The organism is Nocardia sp. NBC_01730 (genome assembly GCF_035920445.1).
GTDB lineage: Bacteria > Actinomycetota > Actinomycetes > Mycobacteriales > Mycobacteriaceae > Nocardia.
In genome coordinates this window covers 3,617,257-3,633,010 of the sequence record NZ_CP109162.1, presented here as the reverse complement: position 1 = coordinate 3,633,010, position 15,754 = coordinate 3,617,257, and the positions used below count along the sequence as shown (strand labels likewise).

The window sequence follows — 15,754 nt, the reverse complement described above, 5'->3', positions numbered from 1 at the left end:
TTCCACACAGCGGTCCGCGCCCGACGGCGCGGGCCGCTGTGCGTTATCGGCCTCCCGTCGGCGCCGACGCCCGAGGTTCGGTGCGCCGGTCACGGATTGCCGACGCGACCTCCTCGACGGCGGTGCGGATGGTCGCGCCGTAGCCGTCGTCGCCGAGCGTGTGCAGGCGGGCGCGGGCGGCGTCGATCTCGCGCTGCGCTGCGGTGAAGGAGCTGAGCCTGCGGTAGTCGTCGGCGAGGTTGAGATGCAGCGAGGGGAAGAAGGCGGCGACGTGCAGCGATCCGTCGTAGCGGCGGGCGCGGTCGTCGGACAGATCCGCTGCGGCGTCCAACGCCCGTACGTCCCAGGTGAGCGCCTCGGCGGCGTCGTCGTACAGGTCGGCCAGGTAGTGGGCCAGGGTGCAGCGGTGCAGCGGGTCGCCCTGTGGGCCGAGCGAAGTCCAGAGGGTCAGCAAGGTCTCGCGCGCGTCGTCCGGGCGGCCCTCGTGGCCGAGCGCGACCGCGCGGGTAATGGCGGCCATGGTGTCGTCGGTCCGAGTGGTCACGAGTTCTCCTATGCGGTGGTTGCGGGTAGGGGTGAGGTCGGTTGCGGGTAGTTGGTGAGGTCGCAGTCGGTGGCGGAGTGCAGGTCCGGCGGTGGTGGTCCGGCGGACGTCCTGGCTGAGCGTGACCTCATGGGTGGTGTGCTCATCGATGCCAGGGGTGGCGGCCACGGAGGGTGCTCCGGATGAGGGCGCTGATACGGCAGCAGCAGTCGGCGCCCGGTCCGCACCACTCGCCGGCGAGGTGGCGGCAATGGTCTGGCTTCTCGGGCGGGTGTCACGTGTTCTCGTTTTGAGCGGTGGCGGGCCGGGTGGGCATGGCCAGGGTGGTGAGGTCGCCGTCGATGGCGGAGCGCAGGACCACCGGCCGGTCGGCGGCGGCGATGTCGAGCATCAGGTCGGGGCCGAGTGCGGTGTGGACGGCGGGAAGTAGCGTCGCAGGGGCGAACGAGAGGGTGACGGGGGAGCCGGTGACAGTGGCGGGCAGGTGGCTACTGTCCAACGTCGTGATGCCGGTCTGATCGATCGCCAATTGCACTGTGGCTTCTGCCTTTTCGAGCAGTTCGAGCAGTGAATGGCGGGCGACGACCACTCTGGTGCGCACCGGGCCGAGTCTCGACAGCACGGCGCGATGGTCGGGAAAGGGTTCATCGATGACGGTGGGTCGATGTTCGGCGCCGTCCCCGGTCAGGATCAGGGCATGCTCCGTCGGGGTGGCGACGATTTCGTTCACGTCGCGCAGCCAGGCGGTGATCGGAGCGAGTCCGTCCGGGTCGAGCACGAGCGACCAGGCGCCGCCGTGCTGCCGGTGCGGCACCAGGGTGCGCGTCGAAAGCCGGTAGCGGTCGGTCGCGGTAAGCGTCAGCGCATTCGCGCCTGCCTCGACCAGAACGCCTGCCAGCGCCGGGATCTCCCGCGTTCGGGCCGCGGCGGCGCGGACCTGCCCCAATGCCTCGGCGAGCACGGTCGCGGAAATCGCCACGTGCGGGCTCGTTTCGAGCGACTCTTTGACTGCCGCGACGATCCGCGCGGCCTCGCGTGCTCGTCGTGCCAGGTCGTCCACATGGTGGTCGAGTAGTCGCCGAGCCACGGCCGGGTCGCCGGACAGGATCTGCGCGATCGTTTCGAGCGGTAGGTCGATCGCGCGCAACTGCCGGATGAGTGCCGCCCGTTCGCGCTGGGCCTGGCGGTAGTAGCGGTACCCGGTGAGCGGGTCGACCCGGGCCGGGATCAGCAGACCGCAGTCGTCGTAGAACCGCAGCGCGCTCGCGGTGAGCCCACTGGCCCGCGCGAGCACGCCGATCGTGATCAACCCTTCGAATTCCGAACTCGCCACCCGGTCATCATGGAGTCTCAACCAGGTCGAAGGTCAACCGCGCCATCGCCGTCTGTTCGTGCGCGGAGATGCTGAACGGGCTCGAATGGCGCGGCCGTTTCGTCCGCAGTGGAGTGGGAATCCGTCGCGAGGAGCCGAAACATCGAAGGCCGCCTCCGCGCCCATCATTTGCTGATCGGAACCGGTACCACTGGCTATCCGGCGGCGCTTTTTAGAGGAGTTGGCTACGCTAAAACCCGATCAGTGAGATCAGTGATCAACGCGAGGAGCAGTACATGACCACCGAACAGTCGATCTACGACCAGATCGGCGGCACGCCCGCCATCACCGTCGTAGTCAGCGACTTTTACCAACTTGTCCTCGCCGACGACGCGCTCGCGGGCAAGTTCGATGGCGTTGACCTGGAACGGCTCGAGAAGCGCCAGGTCGAGTTTTTCGCGGCCGCACTCGGTGGTCCCGATCCGTACACCGGTGCGTCGATGAAGAACGTGCACCGCCACCTCGGCATCACCACCGAACAGTTCGGGCTCGTCGCCGGGCACCTGGCCGACGCGCTGCTCGCCGCTGGTGTCCCGCGGGCGACAACCGACGAAATCATCGGCGCCATCGCCGGACTCGCCGACGATATCGTCACCGCATAACCCGGCAAGCACTCGCCGGCGGGAGGCAGACCGCCGGCGAGTCATCGTGGACGCGATCTTCTGCCTGGTCGACAACGGCATCAAGTCGACGTCACCCGACCTCATGTTCAGTCGGGCTGCGGGTCGGTCGGCGACACTCGCCACCGTCGTGACCACTCCCAGACGGATTCCAGTGCTGCGCCGAGTTCGGTTCCCGCGGTGGTCAATTCGTAGGACTTGTCCGGATTCTTCGCGATCAAGCCCGCGGATTGCAGGTGTTGCAACCGCGCCGAGAGCATGCTCGACGAGCAGTTGCCCATGCGGCGGCGCAATTCGAGGAAACCGAGGCGTTCGGGTTCCAGCTCCCACAGGATGCGCAGCATCCAACGTTGGCCGAGCAGGTCCATCGCGGCCAGCGCCGGCGCGGTCGCCGGGTGGTCCCGGCCTCTGGGTGGCTTTGTCTCGCTTGTGCTTCTCATTTAGAATCACCATAGTAGTTCTGAAATAGAAGCACGAGCTCGGGTGCCCGGGCGGGATCGAGAGGGTGACGGTGGACGACACGGCTGGACGGCGAATCGTTCTGATCACAGGCGCCTCCCGCGGGATCGGCGCGGAGACCGCGCGGGTGCTGGCCGCACGCGGCGACCACGTGGTCGTCAACTACCGCGAGAAAGCGAAGCGGGCCGAGGCCCTGGCCGACTCGATCAGGCACGCGGGCGGCAGTGCGTCGACCGCGGGCGCCGACATCGCCGACGCGGACTCCGCCGGTGCGCTCGTCGCGGGGATCGTCGAGGAGTTCGGCCGCCTGGATGTGCTGGTGCTCAACGCCTCCGGCGGGCTCGAGTTGAACGCCGGACCCGACTACGCCATGGCGCTCAACCGCGACGCACAGGAACGACTGGTGCGACTCGCCGTGCCGCACATGCCGTTCGGCGCCCGCGTCGTCTTCGTGACCAGCCATCAGGCGCACTTCCACGGTCGCAAGCCGGTCCCGGCCGAGTACGAGCCCATCGCCGCGAGCAAACGTGCGGGCGAGGACGCGCTGCGCGCCATGATCCCGGAGCTCACCGCCCGCGGCATTGCCCTGCACGTCGTCTCCGGCGACATGATCGACGGCACGATCATCGTCCAACTCCTGGAGCGCCGGAACCCCGACGCCGTCACAGCCCGCCGCGACCACGGAACCCTGCCCACGGTAACGGAATTCGCCACCGCCGTCGCCCAGGCCACCGCCAGCTCCGACGATCCGGGCCACACCACGTATATCGGTGGTCAGGACTACCTCGACGGGCGAGAAATAACCGTCTGAGCGCCTGGAAGTGCGCGCAGAAATTCCGGCGCGGTTCCGTCGTCCGCGCTGTGCCCCCCGGGGCTGGTGCTCTCGGCCGCGTCGGAAGAGCGTGGCCAGCTCGTGCCTATGGGTGTCGGCCTGGTGGGTATTCGTGGGTCAGTAGACGGGCGGCGAGTGGCTCGAGTGCGGCCGCTTTCAGTCGGTCGGAGGTGCGGCCGGTGAGTCGTGCGATCATCCACATCAACGCTGCCGGCATGACGGTGTTGATCTTTTCGGCGGCGCAGTGGGTGGCGTCGCGGACCACCCATGCTTCGCAGCCGGGTAGGTCGGCGAACACGGCGGTGTCGGCGAGCGGGATGAACTGGTCGTTTTCGCCGTTGACGGCGAGCACCGGCGAGACCGGCGCCCGATCACGACACGCGGCGAACCTGATCGCCTCGACGTGACCACGTCGCGTGGCAGGGCGGCCCGCCATGGGCAGTGACGACTCCGGCCGCGGCGGCCAGGCCGTGCATGTCGAGTGGAGAAGTCTCTGGTCGCACCAATGCCGAAGTCCCATTCGTCAACGATAGGTTGACGAATGGCGGATCGTCAACTAATAGTTGACGCAAGCGGCGGCTGATGGTCAGGTGAGCTTCCGCTGATACTGAACGGATTGAGGAGTGGCAGTGACAGGTATCGAGGATGCGGTGCAGCGCCCCGGCGAGGCGCAGGTCAAGCGGGTGGTTGTCGTGGGCGCCGGTATCGCTGGCCTAGCTGCCGCGCTGCGGCTTCACAAGGAGGGCTGGGACGTGCTCATAGTCGAACGTGCCCAGGCTCGTCGTAGCAGTGGCTACCTGGTGAACCTGCACGGGCCGGGATACGACGCCGCGGAGCGGCTAGGGCTGCTGTCGGCGCTGGCTCCGCGCGATATCGGCTTCTTCACCTCGGTCGTGGTCCATGCCGATGGCCGGGAGAAGTTCACGGTGCCTGCTGCCGTCGCGCAAGCCGCTGTCGGCGATCGGGCGCTGACTATCTTTCGTGGTGATTTGGAGTCGGTGTTGTACGCGGCGGTGGCCGATGCCGTCACAATCCGTTTCGGCACCACCGTGCAGGCCATCACCCAGAATGCCGACGAGATCCACATCGCGCTGAGCGACGGCTCCTCCATGCGAGCCGACCTCCTCGTCGGAGCCGACGGCTTGCACTCCCGAATCCGCGACCTCGTATTCGATATCGAGACCGATTGCCTGGTGAACCTGGGGCACATGGTGGGAGCGTTCCCGCTGGCAGAGGTTCCCGAGCAGGTGCCGGAGGGAGTCGGCACGACATTCATCGGACCCGGACGGACGGCGGCGGTGATGAACTTGGGGCCGGGACGGTCCTCGGCGTTCTTCGCCTACCGCAGCCCTGACCCGGAGGCCGAATCGACTCTCGGGCCGGTACCGGCGCTCACCGCGGCCTTCGGAGATCTGGGCCGGGGCGTCTCCGACGCGCTCCGCCAGCTCGGGGCCGACTCCGCGTCCGCCTATTTCGATTCCGTCAGCCAAGTCGTGATGGACCGATGGAGTCATGGCCGAGTCGTTCTGCTCGGCGATGCGGCCTGGTGCGTCACTGTATTCGCAGGCTACGGCGCGGCCCTCGCTCTAGACGGGGCCGACCGGCTCGGCGCCGCCGTGGCCGCGCACACCGATGACATCCCCGCAGCACTGGTCGAATGGGAAGCGTCTCTGCGCCCCGAAGTTCGCAAACGACAGGCACTGGCCCGCAAGGGAATGAGCCGCTTCGCCCCGCCCACCAGAGCTCACGTCTGGGCCGGCGAACTGATGCTTCGCGCCATCCAGCTCCCAGGCATCCGCGGCCTGGTTCAACGCGCCGTCCAACGCGCGAACAACTAGGCCCGGTATGTGCGGATGCGGGCGGTGGCCGTGATCTGCGACTTCGTTGAAGGTCCGCCTCCGCGTCTCGTACTCGCGGCACTGACGTGCCAGACGCACTACTCCTTCGAGTAATCCGTGCTCAGCCATCGCTCCGGGCGCATGCGGATGAGGATCGAGTTCGACGTGGTGTTCTGCTCGGCGAAATCCGCGCCGGCTTCCACGCCGAGGTAGCGAACGGCGATGGGGCGTACGGTGGCGTCGGTGGCCGGCTCGATGCCGGTGACCGAGCCTTCCACTGTGACGTACCGGTACGGCGGCTGCTCCACCTGGGCGGTGAGGGAGAAGCGCCCTGCGGCGCGGATCAGTTTCTCCTTCACCGACCCGGTTTCGGTCCAGACGAGCACCTCGCCGCCCGGTGCGTAGGAGTACCAGATCGGTACCGACAGTGGCGCCCGGTCCGTTCGTTCGACGGCGATCACCCCTACATGGAGTTCAGCCAGGAATGCCTCGCGCTCTTCGCTGGTCATCTTCGGCATCGCATGATCCTTTCGGGTCGGCAGAACTCACACCGACAACCATGTGGAACGTCGGAGTATTTCCGGACCTGTCCGGCCGGCCGCTTCGACCCGCCGGCGGTCGATGCCTTCGTCGGTGCGCTCGCCGGTAACCCGGGGGCGGCCTGCCGAAGCCGGGCTCGCCGCACCCGCGCGACCACCAAGCGTCGTTTGCCTGACTCGTCCTAGATTGGCTGGCGTGTCGACCCTGCTGGGAGTAGTCCCAGTACATCGCGTCAATGACGCGGGATATCATACTGTCACTGGGTGTTTGCTATGAAGTCAGTTGTCGAGCGCGCACCGGCTTTGCGATCGATGGGCGTGTCGGATTCGCGGAAGTGGGTGAATTCGACGCGCGGAGTGCCGGTCTCGGTCACGCTTGGCTGGTGTGGCTGGTATGGGAGGTGCCGGGACACCGGCGAGACGGGGCGTCGAGGACGCGACCGGCGGATGCGCGACCGGATCGCGCCCGCCCGGTCGGGATGGGAGCGCTGCAGTGACACAGACGGCCGACGACCGGGCGATACCCGGAAAAGAACTGCTGCTGGCGGCATTCCGCGGCCTGCCGCACCTGGACCACCCCATGCTGGATGTGGCGGGGGAACTGGCCCAGCTGCACCAAGTCCGCGAGCGCACCCCGGCCGTCCGGTCCGGCAAGCTCGACCGGCGCCGATTACAACTGGCGCGTGGCATCGACCGCTGGGTCACGCTGGCCACCCCGATTCCGGATTCCCGCGCGCCCGAACATAGCGAGACCGTGGGAAGGATGGTGGACCGACTGGCCATGCTCACCACACAGGCGTTCGTCGTCCTCGGGTACGCGCCCGAAGCGGTCTTCTACGACGCGTGGATCCAGATCGACGAATTGGCCGATGGCTACCAGGATTTGATCGATGACCTCCTCGCGGGAACCCGGCGACTACCCGAGGGGCGCTACGACCGCTGGTAGCTACCTGCCGCGCCCGAACAGCCGGAACGAACGAGTTCGCCGCTGCGGCAGCGTAGCGTACACCATGGTCATGTCGGCGAAAACCTCGGCCTCCCGCTCGTGGTCGGTCCCGAATTCGCCGCGGCCGAGAACATGTTCGATCGAGTGCGGCGAGATCGACGGCAGGATGACGGCCAGCGAGGGCGGCAGGGGACCGCTGCGCTCCCCGTCTCGGCCGTGACCGAGCAGCATGTGCCCGATTTCGTGCAGGATCATGTGGTCCGCGTTTCGGCCGGTCGCGTCGGCGTCGTACACGATGAGGTCGTCGTGTTTACGCGCTACCCACAGGCCTCCGCCGCCGCACCCCGTATCGGCCAGCATCGTTCTGGGAACGGGGTGCAGGCTGATCGAGCGGCCGCGGTGCGCGGCCACTGCGGCGAGATAGGCGGTCAGGTTCCACGGGTTGGGGAGGGGCACCGTCCGGGTCGCGTCCCCGAAACGGGCTTCCATGCTGGTCATCGGCGCCCACCTTACCCATCGGTCACCGACTAGTCATCTGCTGATCCGGACAAACCGCCGACACCTGATTCGCTGGCGGATAACGTGATCCATCACTTCGCCGGTGGTTCGGTGGCGAGCGGCTGCGCGCGCATCGAGCGGATGGCCAGGTGGTTCACGCCCCACAGTGCGATCCCGATGGCCAGCAGGACACCCGCGATGACGTACTGCTCGATATTGCGGTCGGTCCACGGTGTCACCAGGAAGCCACAGGTCAGCGCACCGAGGACCGGTAGCACCGTCGGCGTGTGGAAGTGCTCGTGCCGCACATGATCTCGGCGCAGCACCAGCACCGCGATGTTCACCACGGTGAACACGGCGAGCAGCAGCAGCGCCGTGGTGCCGCCGAGTTCGGGCACCTCGCCGACGAACACGATCAGGCCGAGCGCGAGCAGAGTGGTGAAAACGATGGCGATGTATGGTGTCCTGCGCGTCTCGTGGACCTGGCCGAACGGCCGCGGGAGCACACCCTGCCTGGCCATGCCGTAGATCAGGCGGCTGGCCATCAGCATGTTGATCAGCGCCGAGTTCGCGACGGCGAACATGGTGATGTAGGCGAAGATGTGTGTCGGGAAGCCGGGCGCGCCGATCTCGACCACCTTCAGCAGCGGAGTGTCGCCCTCGCCGAGCAGTTCGGCGGGAACGAGCGCGATCGCGCTGATCGACACGAGAACGTAGCTGAGTCCGCTGATGATCAGCCCGGCGAGCAGCACTTTCGGGAAGATCCGGCTCGGCTCCTTACACTCCTCGGCCATATTCACCGAATCCTCGAAGCCGACCATGGCGTAGAACGCGAGGGTGGTGGCGACGACGACGCCGCCGACCGCGGTGCGCCCACCGGTGTCGAACTCGACGATGCGCCCGAAGTCGCCGTCGCCCACCCCCAACGCCCAGCAGCCGATCGCGATGACGATCAGCAGTCCGGTGAGTTCCACACAGGTGAGCAGCACGTTGAGCTTCACACTTTCGCTGACCCCGCGCAGGTTGATCGCCGCCACCACCGCCATGAACACCAGGGCGATCACCGTGACGGCGGCGCCGGTGCCGATATCCAGATCGAGGGCCTCGGCGAAGTTGGCCGCGAAGGCCCGCGAGGCGGTGGATGCGGAGGCGATCCCGGAGCTCATCACCGCGAACGCAACCATGAAGGTGAGGAACTGGACGCCGAACGCCTTGTGCGTATACAGGGCGGCTCCCGCGGCGTGCGGGTACTTCGTGACCAGTTCGAGGTAGCTCATGCCGGTGATGAGCGCGACCAGGAACGCGACCAGAAACGGCACCCACACCGCGCCGCCGACCTCGTTGGCCACTTTGCCGGTGAGCGCGTAGATGCCGGTGCCGAGAATATCGCCGACGACGAACAGCAACAGCAAGCCCGGGCCCATCACACGGTGCAGTTCCGGACCGGAACCGGCCGCGGAACCCCGAGTGAGATCGGACATGCGTGTACCTTCCCAGGCAGCTGAGGCGGGGATACCCATCTCGTCGTGGAATAGTCGCGTCAGACGAACCGAACCCGCCGCTCGATCGTGTCTTAACGACAGCGCCCGCAAGCGACCCGCGAACGGGCTCCCGGTCCTGGTAATCAGGCGCGGATGGCCGGAGGATGACATCGTGCAGACGAGCCTGCTACCCGGTGCGGCGCGACCGCGCACCGCGGCGGTCGCCCAGTGGTGGGTGCTGACCCGCCGCCTGGTCCGGCCTTCGCTACACAACGGTGAACTGCTCACCGCCGTGCTCTCGCCCGCCTTGTTCACCCTCGGCTTCTACGTGCCGCTGAACCTGGTGATGAGCGTGTACGGGCACGGGCTGAGCAGCTATGCCCAGTTCCTGATGCCGATGATCGTCATGCAGGCGGTGGCCTTCTGCGGGATCTCCGCCGCGTTCCGCGCGGCCACCGATGCCAAGGACGGGCTGAACCTGCGGTTCGGCTCGATGCCGATGGCGTCGACCGTCCCATTGGCCGCTCGAATCACCGCGGCGCTGTACCGGGGCGCGGCCGCGCTGGGCTCGGCCGTGGTGTCCGGCAGGGTGATCGGGTTTCGCTTCTACGGAAGCGCGGTGGAGACCGGGGGATTCCTTGCGTTCGCACTGCTGCTCGCGCTGGCGTTGTGCTTGGGCGCCGACCTGCTCGGCAGTCTGTCCAAGAGTCCGGAGGCCACCACCCAGTCCCTGATCTTCCCGCAGCTGATTCTCGGCATGGTGTCCACCGGTTTCGCGCCCGCGCGCCAATTCCCCTCCTGGCTTCAGGGTTTCGCGCGCAACCAGCCGATCTCGCAGTTCGTGTACGCGCTGCGGGCGCTGGCGGGTGACCCGACGGGCAACGCGGGTGCGGTCGGGTGGCCGGTCCTCGGTCCCGCGCTGGCCTGGGCACTCGGCCTGCTGACGGTTTTCGGCGGCGCGGCGGTGGCGGTGTCGATGCGGAGGTCGGGATGACGACGGCGACGACCCGGCAGACAGTGGCCGACCTGCCGACGGTGTCCGGCCACACCGAGACCCTGCGGCTGCTGGTGCCGCAGACACTCATCCAGATCCAGCGGCTGCTGCTGCGCTGGTGGCGCGACCCGCTGACGATGGTGCAATCGCTGATCTTTCCCGCGCTGCTGTTGATCGTGCTCAACGCGGTTCTGGGAAAACAGATTTCGTCCTTCTCCGGGGCGAGCGCATTGTACGGGTCCGTGCCGATGGTCGCGTTGGTCGGCGTGATGTCGGGTTCGGTGGCGGGCGCGGTCACGCTCGGCCGGGAGCGCGATCAGGGTTTGCTGGCACGCTTCTGGGTGCTGCCGGTGCATCGCGCGTCCGGGCTCGCGGCGCGGATCGCCGCCGAAGGCGCCCGAATCCTGATGTGCACGCTCGTGCTCTTCGGTGTCGGGGTGGCGCTTGGCTTCCGGTTCGAACAGGGGCTGTTCGCGGGGATCGCACTATTCGGCGTGCCGCTGCTGTACGGTCTGGGTTTTGCGACCCTGGTTACCGCGGTCGCGGTCTACACCGCCAAAGCGGCTCTGGTCGAGGCGGTCTCACTGGGCTCGTCGATCATGATGTTCTTCAGCACCGGGTTCGTTCCGCTGGCAGCGTATCCGCGCTGGGCCCAGCCGCTCGTGCGGCACCAGCCGATGACCTACGCGATCGACGCGATGCGCGGACTGTCCTTCGGGGGTGCGGTGCGCACGCCGCTACTGGCGACGATCGCGTGGTCGGTCGGCGCCATGGTGTTGTTCGCGGTGCCCGCTGCGATCGGATACCGAAGAGCCAGCCGGGGCTAACCCATCCGGGTCGCGGCGTCGATGATCATGGCCGCCGAGTCGCGTGGGCTCAGCGCCATGGCGCGCAACTGGTCGAAAATCACACCGAAGCGGCGGATCTCGTTGTGGCCCTCGATCAGCTCGTCGCGCGCGATGCCCTCCACATAGACCAGCTCTGGGTCGGCCGGATCATGGAAGTCCAGCATGGTGAATGAGCCTGTCATGCCGGGATGGGCGCCCGCGTCGAACGGCAGGATCTGCAGGATCACGTTCTTGCGCTTGATCTCCAGCAGCAGCCGGTCGAGCTGGCCGCGCATCACCGCGGGCCCGCCGATCGTACGGCGGATCGCAGCCTCGTCCATCACCACCCAAAGCTCGAGCGGGTTCTCTCTGGAGAGGGTGGCGGCGCGGTCCATCCTGGCCTTCGCCCTGCTCTCCATGACCGATGCCTCCAGCTTCGGCATCGAGGTGTCGATCACCGCCGTCGCGTACTGGTAGGTCTGCAAAAGCCCTGGGACGATGGAGGTCTGGTAGTGCCGGGCCGAGAGCGCCTCGGACTCGAAGTTGATGTACGCCGCGTACACCTCCGACACGCTGCCCTCGTAGGCGCGCGACATGCCGGGCTTCAATGCGTCCGACAGTAGCTCGAGCGCATCCTCGCGCTGCTGGCCGCCGATGCGGTACAGATCGAGCATCGCCATGAGGGTGCGGCGCTGCGGACGGGCCTGCGCGGTTTCGATCCGATACAGCGTGGTGACGTTGATCCCGGTCTGGGAACTGACCTCTTCCTTGCTGAGCAGTGCCTGTTCGCGCATCTCCTGCAGCATCGCCGCGAGACGTCGTAACCGGACGGTCAGGACGGTGCGCTTGCCTGCCATCAGAACAACCCTTTCGTTCTGCGCACTGGATGGAACGCGCTGTGGCGTTCGTCTGTGGGCGGCCGCACGAACGTGCAGGAAATCTGCGACGGAGGTGTGGTCTCCGCATCAGAGACTACCTCCAGTGATCCGCGTTATGGTCAGTATTTCGGGCGAAGATGATGGTCCCGGCCGAACGGTTTCGACAGGCGTCTTCGAATCGACCCGCCGCGGGCTCGTCAGCCCGCCGCGGATCGCCTATCGCCCTGCATGTTCGACTCGAATCTTCCAAGGTGGGGTCGCAGGGCTCCGGCGTTGTGAATTGCGCTGGAGTGTGCTGCGCACCGCCGTCGAAGGCATCAACGACAGCCTGACAGTCCGCGCAGCACCCGAAAATAAATTCGCTCCGGATGCGCATGAGCTGCTACGGGGTAGTGTCACCCCCGTCATTCCGACCGCGGATCGGCAGGACCTGTTCGAATTCCGCCTGCACCTGTCGCAGGAACGGCGGCGCCGACACGGAAAGCTTTGCGCCACATAGTGTCTCGATCACCGGCTGCAACTGATGCCCGCTATCGACCACGAGCCGCACCAGTCCTAGATCGGCACACCGGCTCAGTACCGGAGCCAACAACTCGGCCGCCAGTACCGTTTGACCTGTCGCCGACAGGCAGCACCCGCGGAGCAACTCCGCCTTCAACAATGCCCGCGGCCGGTGTTGCTCGGCAATCTCGCGCACCAACCGTTCGGCCCGACAGCAGGCAGCCTCTGCTGCTGCACCGGTGCCTTCGGCGAGGAGGAGTCGGATCGCTGAATCATGGGCGAGCTCAGCGGTGATCGCCGCCATCGCATTCGGTTGGGCTGTGTACGGGGCCAGATGTCTCAACGCTTCACGATCGACGTCGACGATCGGCAGGCCCAATCGGATGCGCTCGTTGACCACCCGGGCAGCCAGCAGCGGCAGGGCCAGACTCGACGCGATCTTCTCTCCCTCGTCCAGCCGTGCCTGTGCGGCGCGGAGGTCACCCCGCACCGCCGCCAGCCGGGCGCCGGTGCCATAGGTAGCCAGCAAGAATTCGACCGCGCCACCTTCCTCACCCAGTCCGGCGTCGAGCAGCCCCTCGGCCTCGATGAGTTGCCCTTTCTCATACAGCAATTCGCCGAGCAGCGCACCGGCAAGTCGGGTGGCCTGCGACTGCCTGCCGGACTGCAGCGCCAGGCTGAGCGCCGTTCGATAGCAGACCTCGGCAGTCGCGATATCGAGTTGCTCGGACGCGGCCATTCCGGCCACGCAGTCGCAGTACATGACGGCGAAGGGACCGCGGGCTCGGTCCCGATACTGGTCGATCCAGCGATGCCAACGCCGGGCCTCGTCGAAATCGAATCGGTACATCGCCGACACGATGGACGCAATCGTGGTCACATACGCGAGGAAAGGCCGAACCGGTTCACGAACCCGCTCCAGTACCGGCGCCGGCACGGTAACCGACCGGCCCGCGACCAGAGCTGCGGAGGTGCGGGCCAGTGCAATCTCCAGGCGGGTCTTTTCGGTCTCATCATCGTCGGTCGGCGCGAGCGCCAATGCCATGTCCGCGCGATCGAGCGCTTCGATCGCAGCATCTGGGCGTTGCACGGCGACGTTCGCCCAGGCGATCTGCAACTGCAGCGTCGGCTCCAGCACGGTCAACGAGCCCGGTAGCTTGGCCACCAGCCCGAGGAAGGTCGCGTTCTGCGAGCGTTCTATCAGTTCCTCGGCGTGTTCTTCCACCACGGCGATCGCACGGGCAGGCGCGTCGGCAGCAAGCGCATGATCAACGGCCTCGGCGAACATATCGTGCACGGCGAACCACTCCGAGGCTTCCAGGTGTAGTCGCTCGAGCAGACCGGGGTGACAGTGCACCAGCCGACGGCGCAGAAAGTCCGCGAACAGTCCGTGATACCGGAACCACTCCAGATCGTCGTCGACAGCGCGGAGGAACAGATCGCGCTGCAGGATCTCCTCCAGCAGTTCCTGCCCTTCTCTCACGTCCGCCAGCGTTTCGGCAAGGTCTCCACAGATCCGCTCGGTGACCGAAGTACGCATCACGAAGTCGAGCATGCTCGGCTCGAGCGTATCGATGACGTTTTCCATCAGATACTCGCCGACGGCGGAATGCCGTCCGGATATCTGACTGAGGTAAGCACCCGCATTATCGCGTCCGCGCAGCGACAGCGACACCAACTGCAGCGCAGCTGCCCACCCTTCAGTCGATTCGCGGAGGTTCTGTATCTCGTCCGCGTCCAGCGATAGTCCACTCATGCCCGAGAGGAACTCCGCGATCTCCGCGTCGTCGAACCGCAGGCTGATCTCATCGATCTCGACCAGCTCGTCCAGCACCCGGATCCGCCCAAGCGGCAGCCCCTTGCGATTGCGGCTGGTGATGACTACGTGCAGGTGATGGCAGCCGCGTTCGAGCAGAAATTCCATCGCTGAAACAGCTGCCGGGCTGCTCACCCGATGCCAGTCATCGATCACTATTGCCACTGTCTCGCCGCTGTTGTGTATCTCGTCGATCAGTGTGTCCAGCACGTGCTGTGTGGCACCGGTCGACCGTTCCTCGAGGATCTGCCCCAGGTCTTTCGCCACTTCAGGATGTGCACGGCGAATCGATTCCACGAGGTGCGAGAGGAACCAAACGACGTTGTTGTCGTCGACATCCACGCTGAGCCAGGCGACGCGCACACCATCCGCGCCGAGGGCATCGGCCCACTGTGCAGCCAGCGAGCTTTTACCGAAACCCGCAGGCCCATGTATCAGCGCCAGCCGCCGGGACCGGCCGTCCCGCAGGATCTCCAGCAGCCGCCGACGCTGCACCGGGTGGCGCGACAACGCGGGCGGCCGGAATCGAGTCGACGAAGTCGTCGCCGCTGTGTGCTTGGATGGTGGCTCTGCCGAAGCCGACACGACACCCACGAGGTCTCCACGGGAGTCCGCGTCTGTCGGAAGCACCATCGCGTCCACTGGCAAGCCACAGGAGAACTGGATGTTACGGAGCCGGTCTCCGAATTCGCGAACCGACACCGGCCGCATGCCAGGATCTCTGGCCATCGCCGATTCGATGGCCGCACACAGTAGCGCGGGCACGCCGGCGCGACGTAAGTCTGGGACCGGCTCGGAGGTGATTCGGACGAACTGTGCAACCACCGACTCACCTTGTCGGCGTTCGAATGCGGCGTGGCCGGTCAACAGGCAGAAAAGGGTCGCGCCGAGGCCATAGACGTCGCCGGCCGACGACGGCTCCTCGCCCCGGAACATTTCCGGGGCAGTGAACGCCGGAGTTCCGGCCACCAGCCCCGCAGCCGTCTCGAACGCGCCTCCGATGCGTGCAATACCGAAATCACTCAGCTGAGGCTCGCGGTAGTCGGTGAGCAAGATATTGGCAGGATTGACATCGCGATGTATCAGACCGCACTCATGTGCGGTTGCCAATGCGCCGCTGATTTTGACACCGACCGACAGCACTTCCTGCCACGGCATCGGTCCGTCGCCTTGGACGCGTGCCTGCAGCGATCCGAGCGCATGAAACGGCATCACCAGGTAGGGCCTGCCCGTCGCGGTGAATTCGGCACGCAGCACCTGGACGACATGTGGATGCCCAGAGAACTGGCCCAATGCTTTTTGCTCCCGCAGGAAGCGAGCCCGTTGATCCGCAGTTATCTCGGTATCGAGGACCTTCACCGCGACAGCGCGGTCGAGTGAATGCTCGACACACCGATAAACCACGCCGAAGCCACCGCGACCGATCTCCTGCGCATCGTCGTATCCGGCCGCAACCAACTCAGCGGCGACCTCGAATCCCAGGTCGCGCTGAGTGCCCTCGGCATCATGGCCGGCCACGATCCCTATCCGCCCGAACAAATCCGCGAGATGAGTACAACACCAGGGAATCTCGATCCGGGCCCGGTAGGTCGTGCCCTGCCGCAGCCAC

Annotated in this window: 15 protein-coding genes; 6 read left to right on the top strand and 9 right to left on the bottom strand. The window is 66.5% G+C overall.

Annotation, left to right across the window (positions count from 1 at the left end):
* Window positions 1-43: 43 nt before the first annotated feature.
* Complete coding sequence (locus OHB12_RS14385; RefSeq protein ID WP_327121118.1) at window positions 44-520, bottom strand: hypothetical protein; 477 nt, start codon at window positions 518-520, stop codon at window positions 44-46.
* A 298-nt stretch (window positions 521-818) separates the two neighbouring features.
* Window positions 819-1,877: a DNA polymerase III subunit beta family protein gene (locus tag OHB12_RS14380; RefSeq protein ID WP_327119780.1), complete on the bottom strand. Its 1,059-nt coding sequence runs from the start codon at window positions 1,875-1,877 to the stop codon at window positions 819-821.
* Window positions 1,878-2,152: 275 nt separating this feature from the next.
* Between OHB12_RS14380 and OHB12_RS14375 the strand changes: the two genes are divergently transcribed.
* Window positions 2,153-2,518, top strand: coding sequence for a group I truncated hemoglobin (locus OHB12_RS14375; RefSeq protein WP_327119779.1), 366 nt, complete (start codon window positions 2,153-2,155; stop codon window positions 2,516-2,518).
* A gap of 107 nt (window positions 2,519-2,625) precedes the next feature.
* Here the strand turns inward: OHB12_RS14375 and OHB12_RS14370 are convergent, their stop codons facing one another.
* Entirely contained in the window at window positions 2,626-2,976 is a 351-nt protein-coding gene (locus OHB12_RS14370; protein WP_327119778.1) for a winged helix-turn-helix transcriptional regulator, read from the bottom strand.
* Between the two features lie 71 nt (window positions 2,977-3,047).
* Here OHB12_RS14370 and OHB12_RS14365 point away from each other — a divergent pair, with 71 nt between their 5' ends.
* The gene (locus tag OHB12_RS14365) at window positions 3,048-3,806 is read left to right on the top strand and encodes an SDR family oxidoreductase (protein WP_442800041.1); all 759 of its coding nucleotides are present in this window, start codon (window positions 3,048-3,050) and stop codon (window positions 3,804-3,806) included.
* 106 nt (window positions 3,807-3,912) lie between these two features.
* On the opposite strand, the gene OHB12_RS14360 is transcribed toward OHB12_RS14365, so the two are convergent.
* Window positions 3,913-4,263, bottom strand: a complete 351-nt coding sequence (locus OHB12_RS14360; protein ID WP_327119775.1) for a hypothetical protein — start codon at window positions 4,261-4,263, stop codon at window positions 3,913-3,915.
* Window positions 4,264-4,456: 193 nt separating this feature from the next.
* On the opposite strand from OHB12_RS14360, the gene OHB12_RS14355 reads away from it, so the two are divergent.
* Window positions 4,457-5,665, top strand: coding sequence for an FAD-dependent oxidoreductase (locus OHB12_RS14355; RefSeq protein WP_327119773.1), 1,209 nt, complete (start codon window positions 4,457-4,459; stop codon window positions 5,663-5,665).
* A gap of 98 nt (window positions 5,666-5,763) precedes the next feature.
* Here the strand turns inward: OHB12_RS14355 and OHB12_RS14350 are convergent, their stop codons facing one another.
* Window positions 5,764-6,183 carry a pyridoxamine 5'-phosphate oxidase family protein gene (locus OHB12_RS14350; RefSeq protein WP_327119771.1) on the bottom strand — a complete coding sequence of 140 codons (420 nt, stop codon included), beginning with the start codon at window positions 6,181-6,183 and terminating at the stop codon, window positions 5,764-5,766.
* A gap of 514 nt (window positions 6,184-6,697) precedes the next feature.
* Here OHB12_RS14350 and OHB12_RS14345 point away from each other — a divergent pair.
* The gene (locus OHB12_RS14345) at window positions 6,698-7,150 is read left to right on the top strand and encodes a hypothetical protein (RefSeq protein ID WP_327119769.1); all 453 of its coding nucleotides are present in this window, start codon (window positions 6,698-6,700) and stop codon (window positions 7,148-7,150) included.
* On the opposite strand, the gene OHB12_RS14340 is transcribed toward OHB12_RS14345, so the two are convergent.
* Together OHB12_RS14340 and OHB12_RS14335 are read right to left on the bottom strand one after the other, a co-directional pair.
* Window positions 7,151-7,648, bottom strand: coding sequence for a hypothetical protein (locus tag OHB12_RS14340; protein WP_327119767.1), 498 nt, complete (start codon window positions 7,646-7,648; stop codon window positions 7,151-7,153).
* A gap of 92 nt (window positions 7,649-7,740) precedes the next feature.
* Window positions 7,741-9,129 (bottom strand): APC family permease, encoded by a 1,389-nt coding sequence (locus OHB12_RS14335; protein ID WP_327119765.1) that lies wholly within the window; start codon window positions 9,127-9,129, stop codon window positions 7,741-7,743.
* A gap of 169 nt (window positions 9,130-9,298) precedes the next feature.
* On the opposite strand from OHB12_RS14335, the gene OHB12_RS14330 reads away from it, so the two are divergent.
* Together OHB12_RS14330 and OHB12_RS14325 are read left to right on the top strand one after the other, a co-directional pair.
* On the top strand, window positions 9,299-10,123 hold the full coding sequence (locus OHB12_RS14330) for an antibiotic transporter (protein ID WP_442800097.1): 825 nt from the start codon (window positions 9,299-9,301) through the stop codon (window positions 10,121-10,123).
* Entirely contained in the window at window positions 10,120-10,950 is an 831-nt protein-coding gene (locus OHB12_RS14325) for an ABC transporter permease (protein WP_327119761.1), read from the top strand. The genes OHB12_RS14330 and OHB12_RS14325 overlap by 4 nt, the downstream gene beginning before the upstream one ends.
* On the opposite strand, the gene OHB12_RS14320 is transcribed toward OHB12_RS14325, so the two are convergent.
* The gene (locus tag OHB12_RS14320; RefSeq protein WP_327119759.1) at window positions 10,947-11,807 is read right to left on the bottom strand and encodes a helix-turn-helix domain-containing protein; all 861 of its coding nucleotides are present in this window, start codon (window positions 11,805-11,807) and stop codon (window positions 10,947-10,949) included. The genes OHB12_RS14325 and OHB12_RS14320 overlap by 4 nt on opposite strands.
* A gap of 403 nt (window positions 11,808-12,210) precedes the next feature.
* The gene (locus tag OHB12_RS14315; RefSeq protein WP_327119757.1) at window positions 12,211-15,663 is read right to left on the bottom strand and encodes a protein kinase domain-containing protein; all 3,453 of its coding nucleotides are present in this window, start codon (window positions 15,661-15,663) and stop codon (window positions 12,211-12,213) included.
* Window positions 15,664-15,754: the final 91 nt, after the last annotated feature.

Coding starts and splice junctions, on each gene's coding strand:
- OHB12_RS14335 (WP_327119765.1), bottom strand. CDS start 9,129: ATGTCCGATCTCACTCGGGGTTCCGCGGCCGGTTCCGGTCCGGAACTG.
- OHB12_RS14320 (WP_327119759.1), bottom strand. CDS start 11,807: ATGGCAGGCAAGCGCACCGTCCTGACCGTCCGGTTACGACGTCTCGCG.
- OHB12_RS14360 (WP_327119775.1), bottom strand. CDS start 4,263: ATGGCGGGCCGCCCTGCCACGCGACGTGGTCACGTCGAGGCGATCAGG.
- OHB12_RS14340 (WP_327119767.1), bottom strand. CDS start 7,648: ATGACCAGCATGGAAGCCCGTTTCGGGGACGCGACCCGGACGGTGCCC.
- OHB12_RS14370 (WP_327119778.1), bottom strand. CDS start 2,976: ATGAGAAGCACAAGCGAGACAAAGCCACCCAGAGGCCGGGACCACCCG.
- OHB12_RS14375 (WP_327119779.1), top strand. CDS start 2,153: ATGACCACCGAACAGTCGATCTACGACCAGATCGGCGGCACGCCCGCC.
- OHB12_RS14350 (WP_327119771.1), bottom strand. CDS start 6,183: ATGCCGAAGATGACCAGCGAAGAGCGCGAGGCATTCCTGGCTGAACTC.
- OHB12_RS14325 (WP_327119761.1), top strand. CDS start 10,120: ATGACGACGGCGACGACCCGGCAGACAGTGGCCGACCTGCCGACGGTG.
- OHB12_RS14385 (WP_327121118.1), bottom strand. CDS start 520: ATGGCCGCCATTACCCGCGCGGTCGCGCTCGGCCACGAGGGCCGCCCG.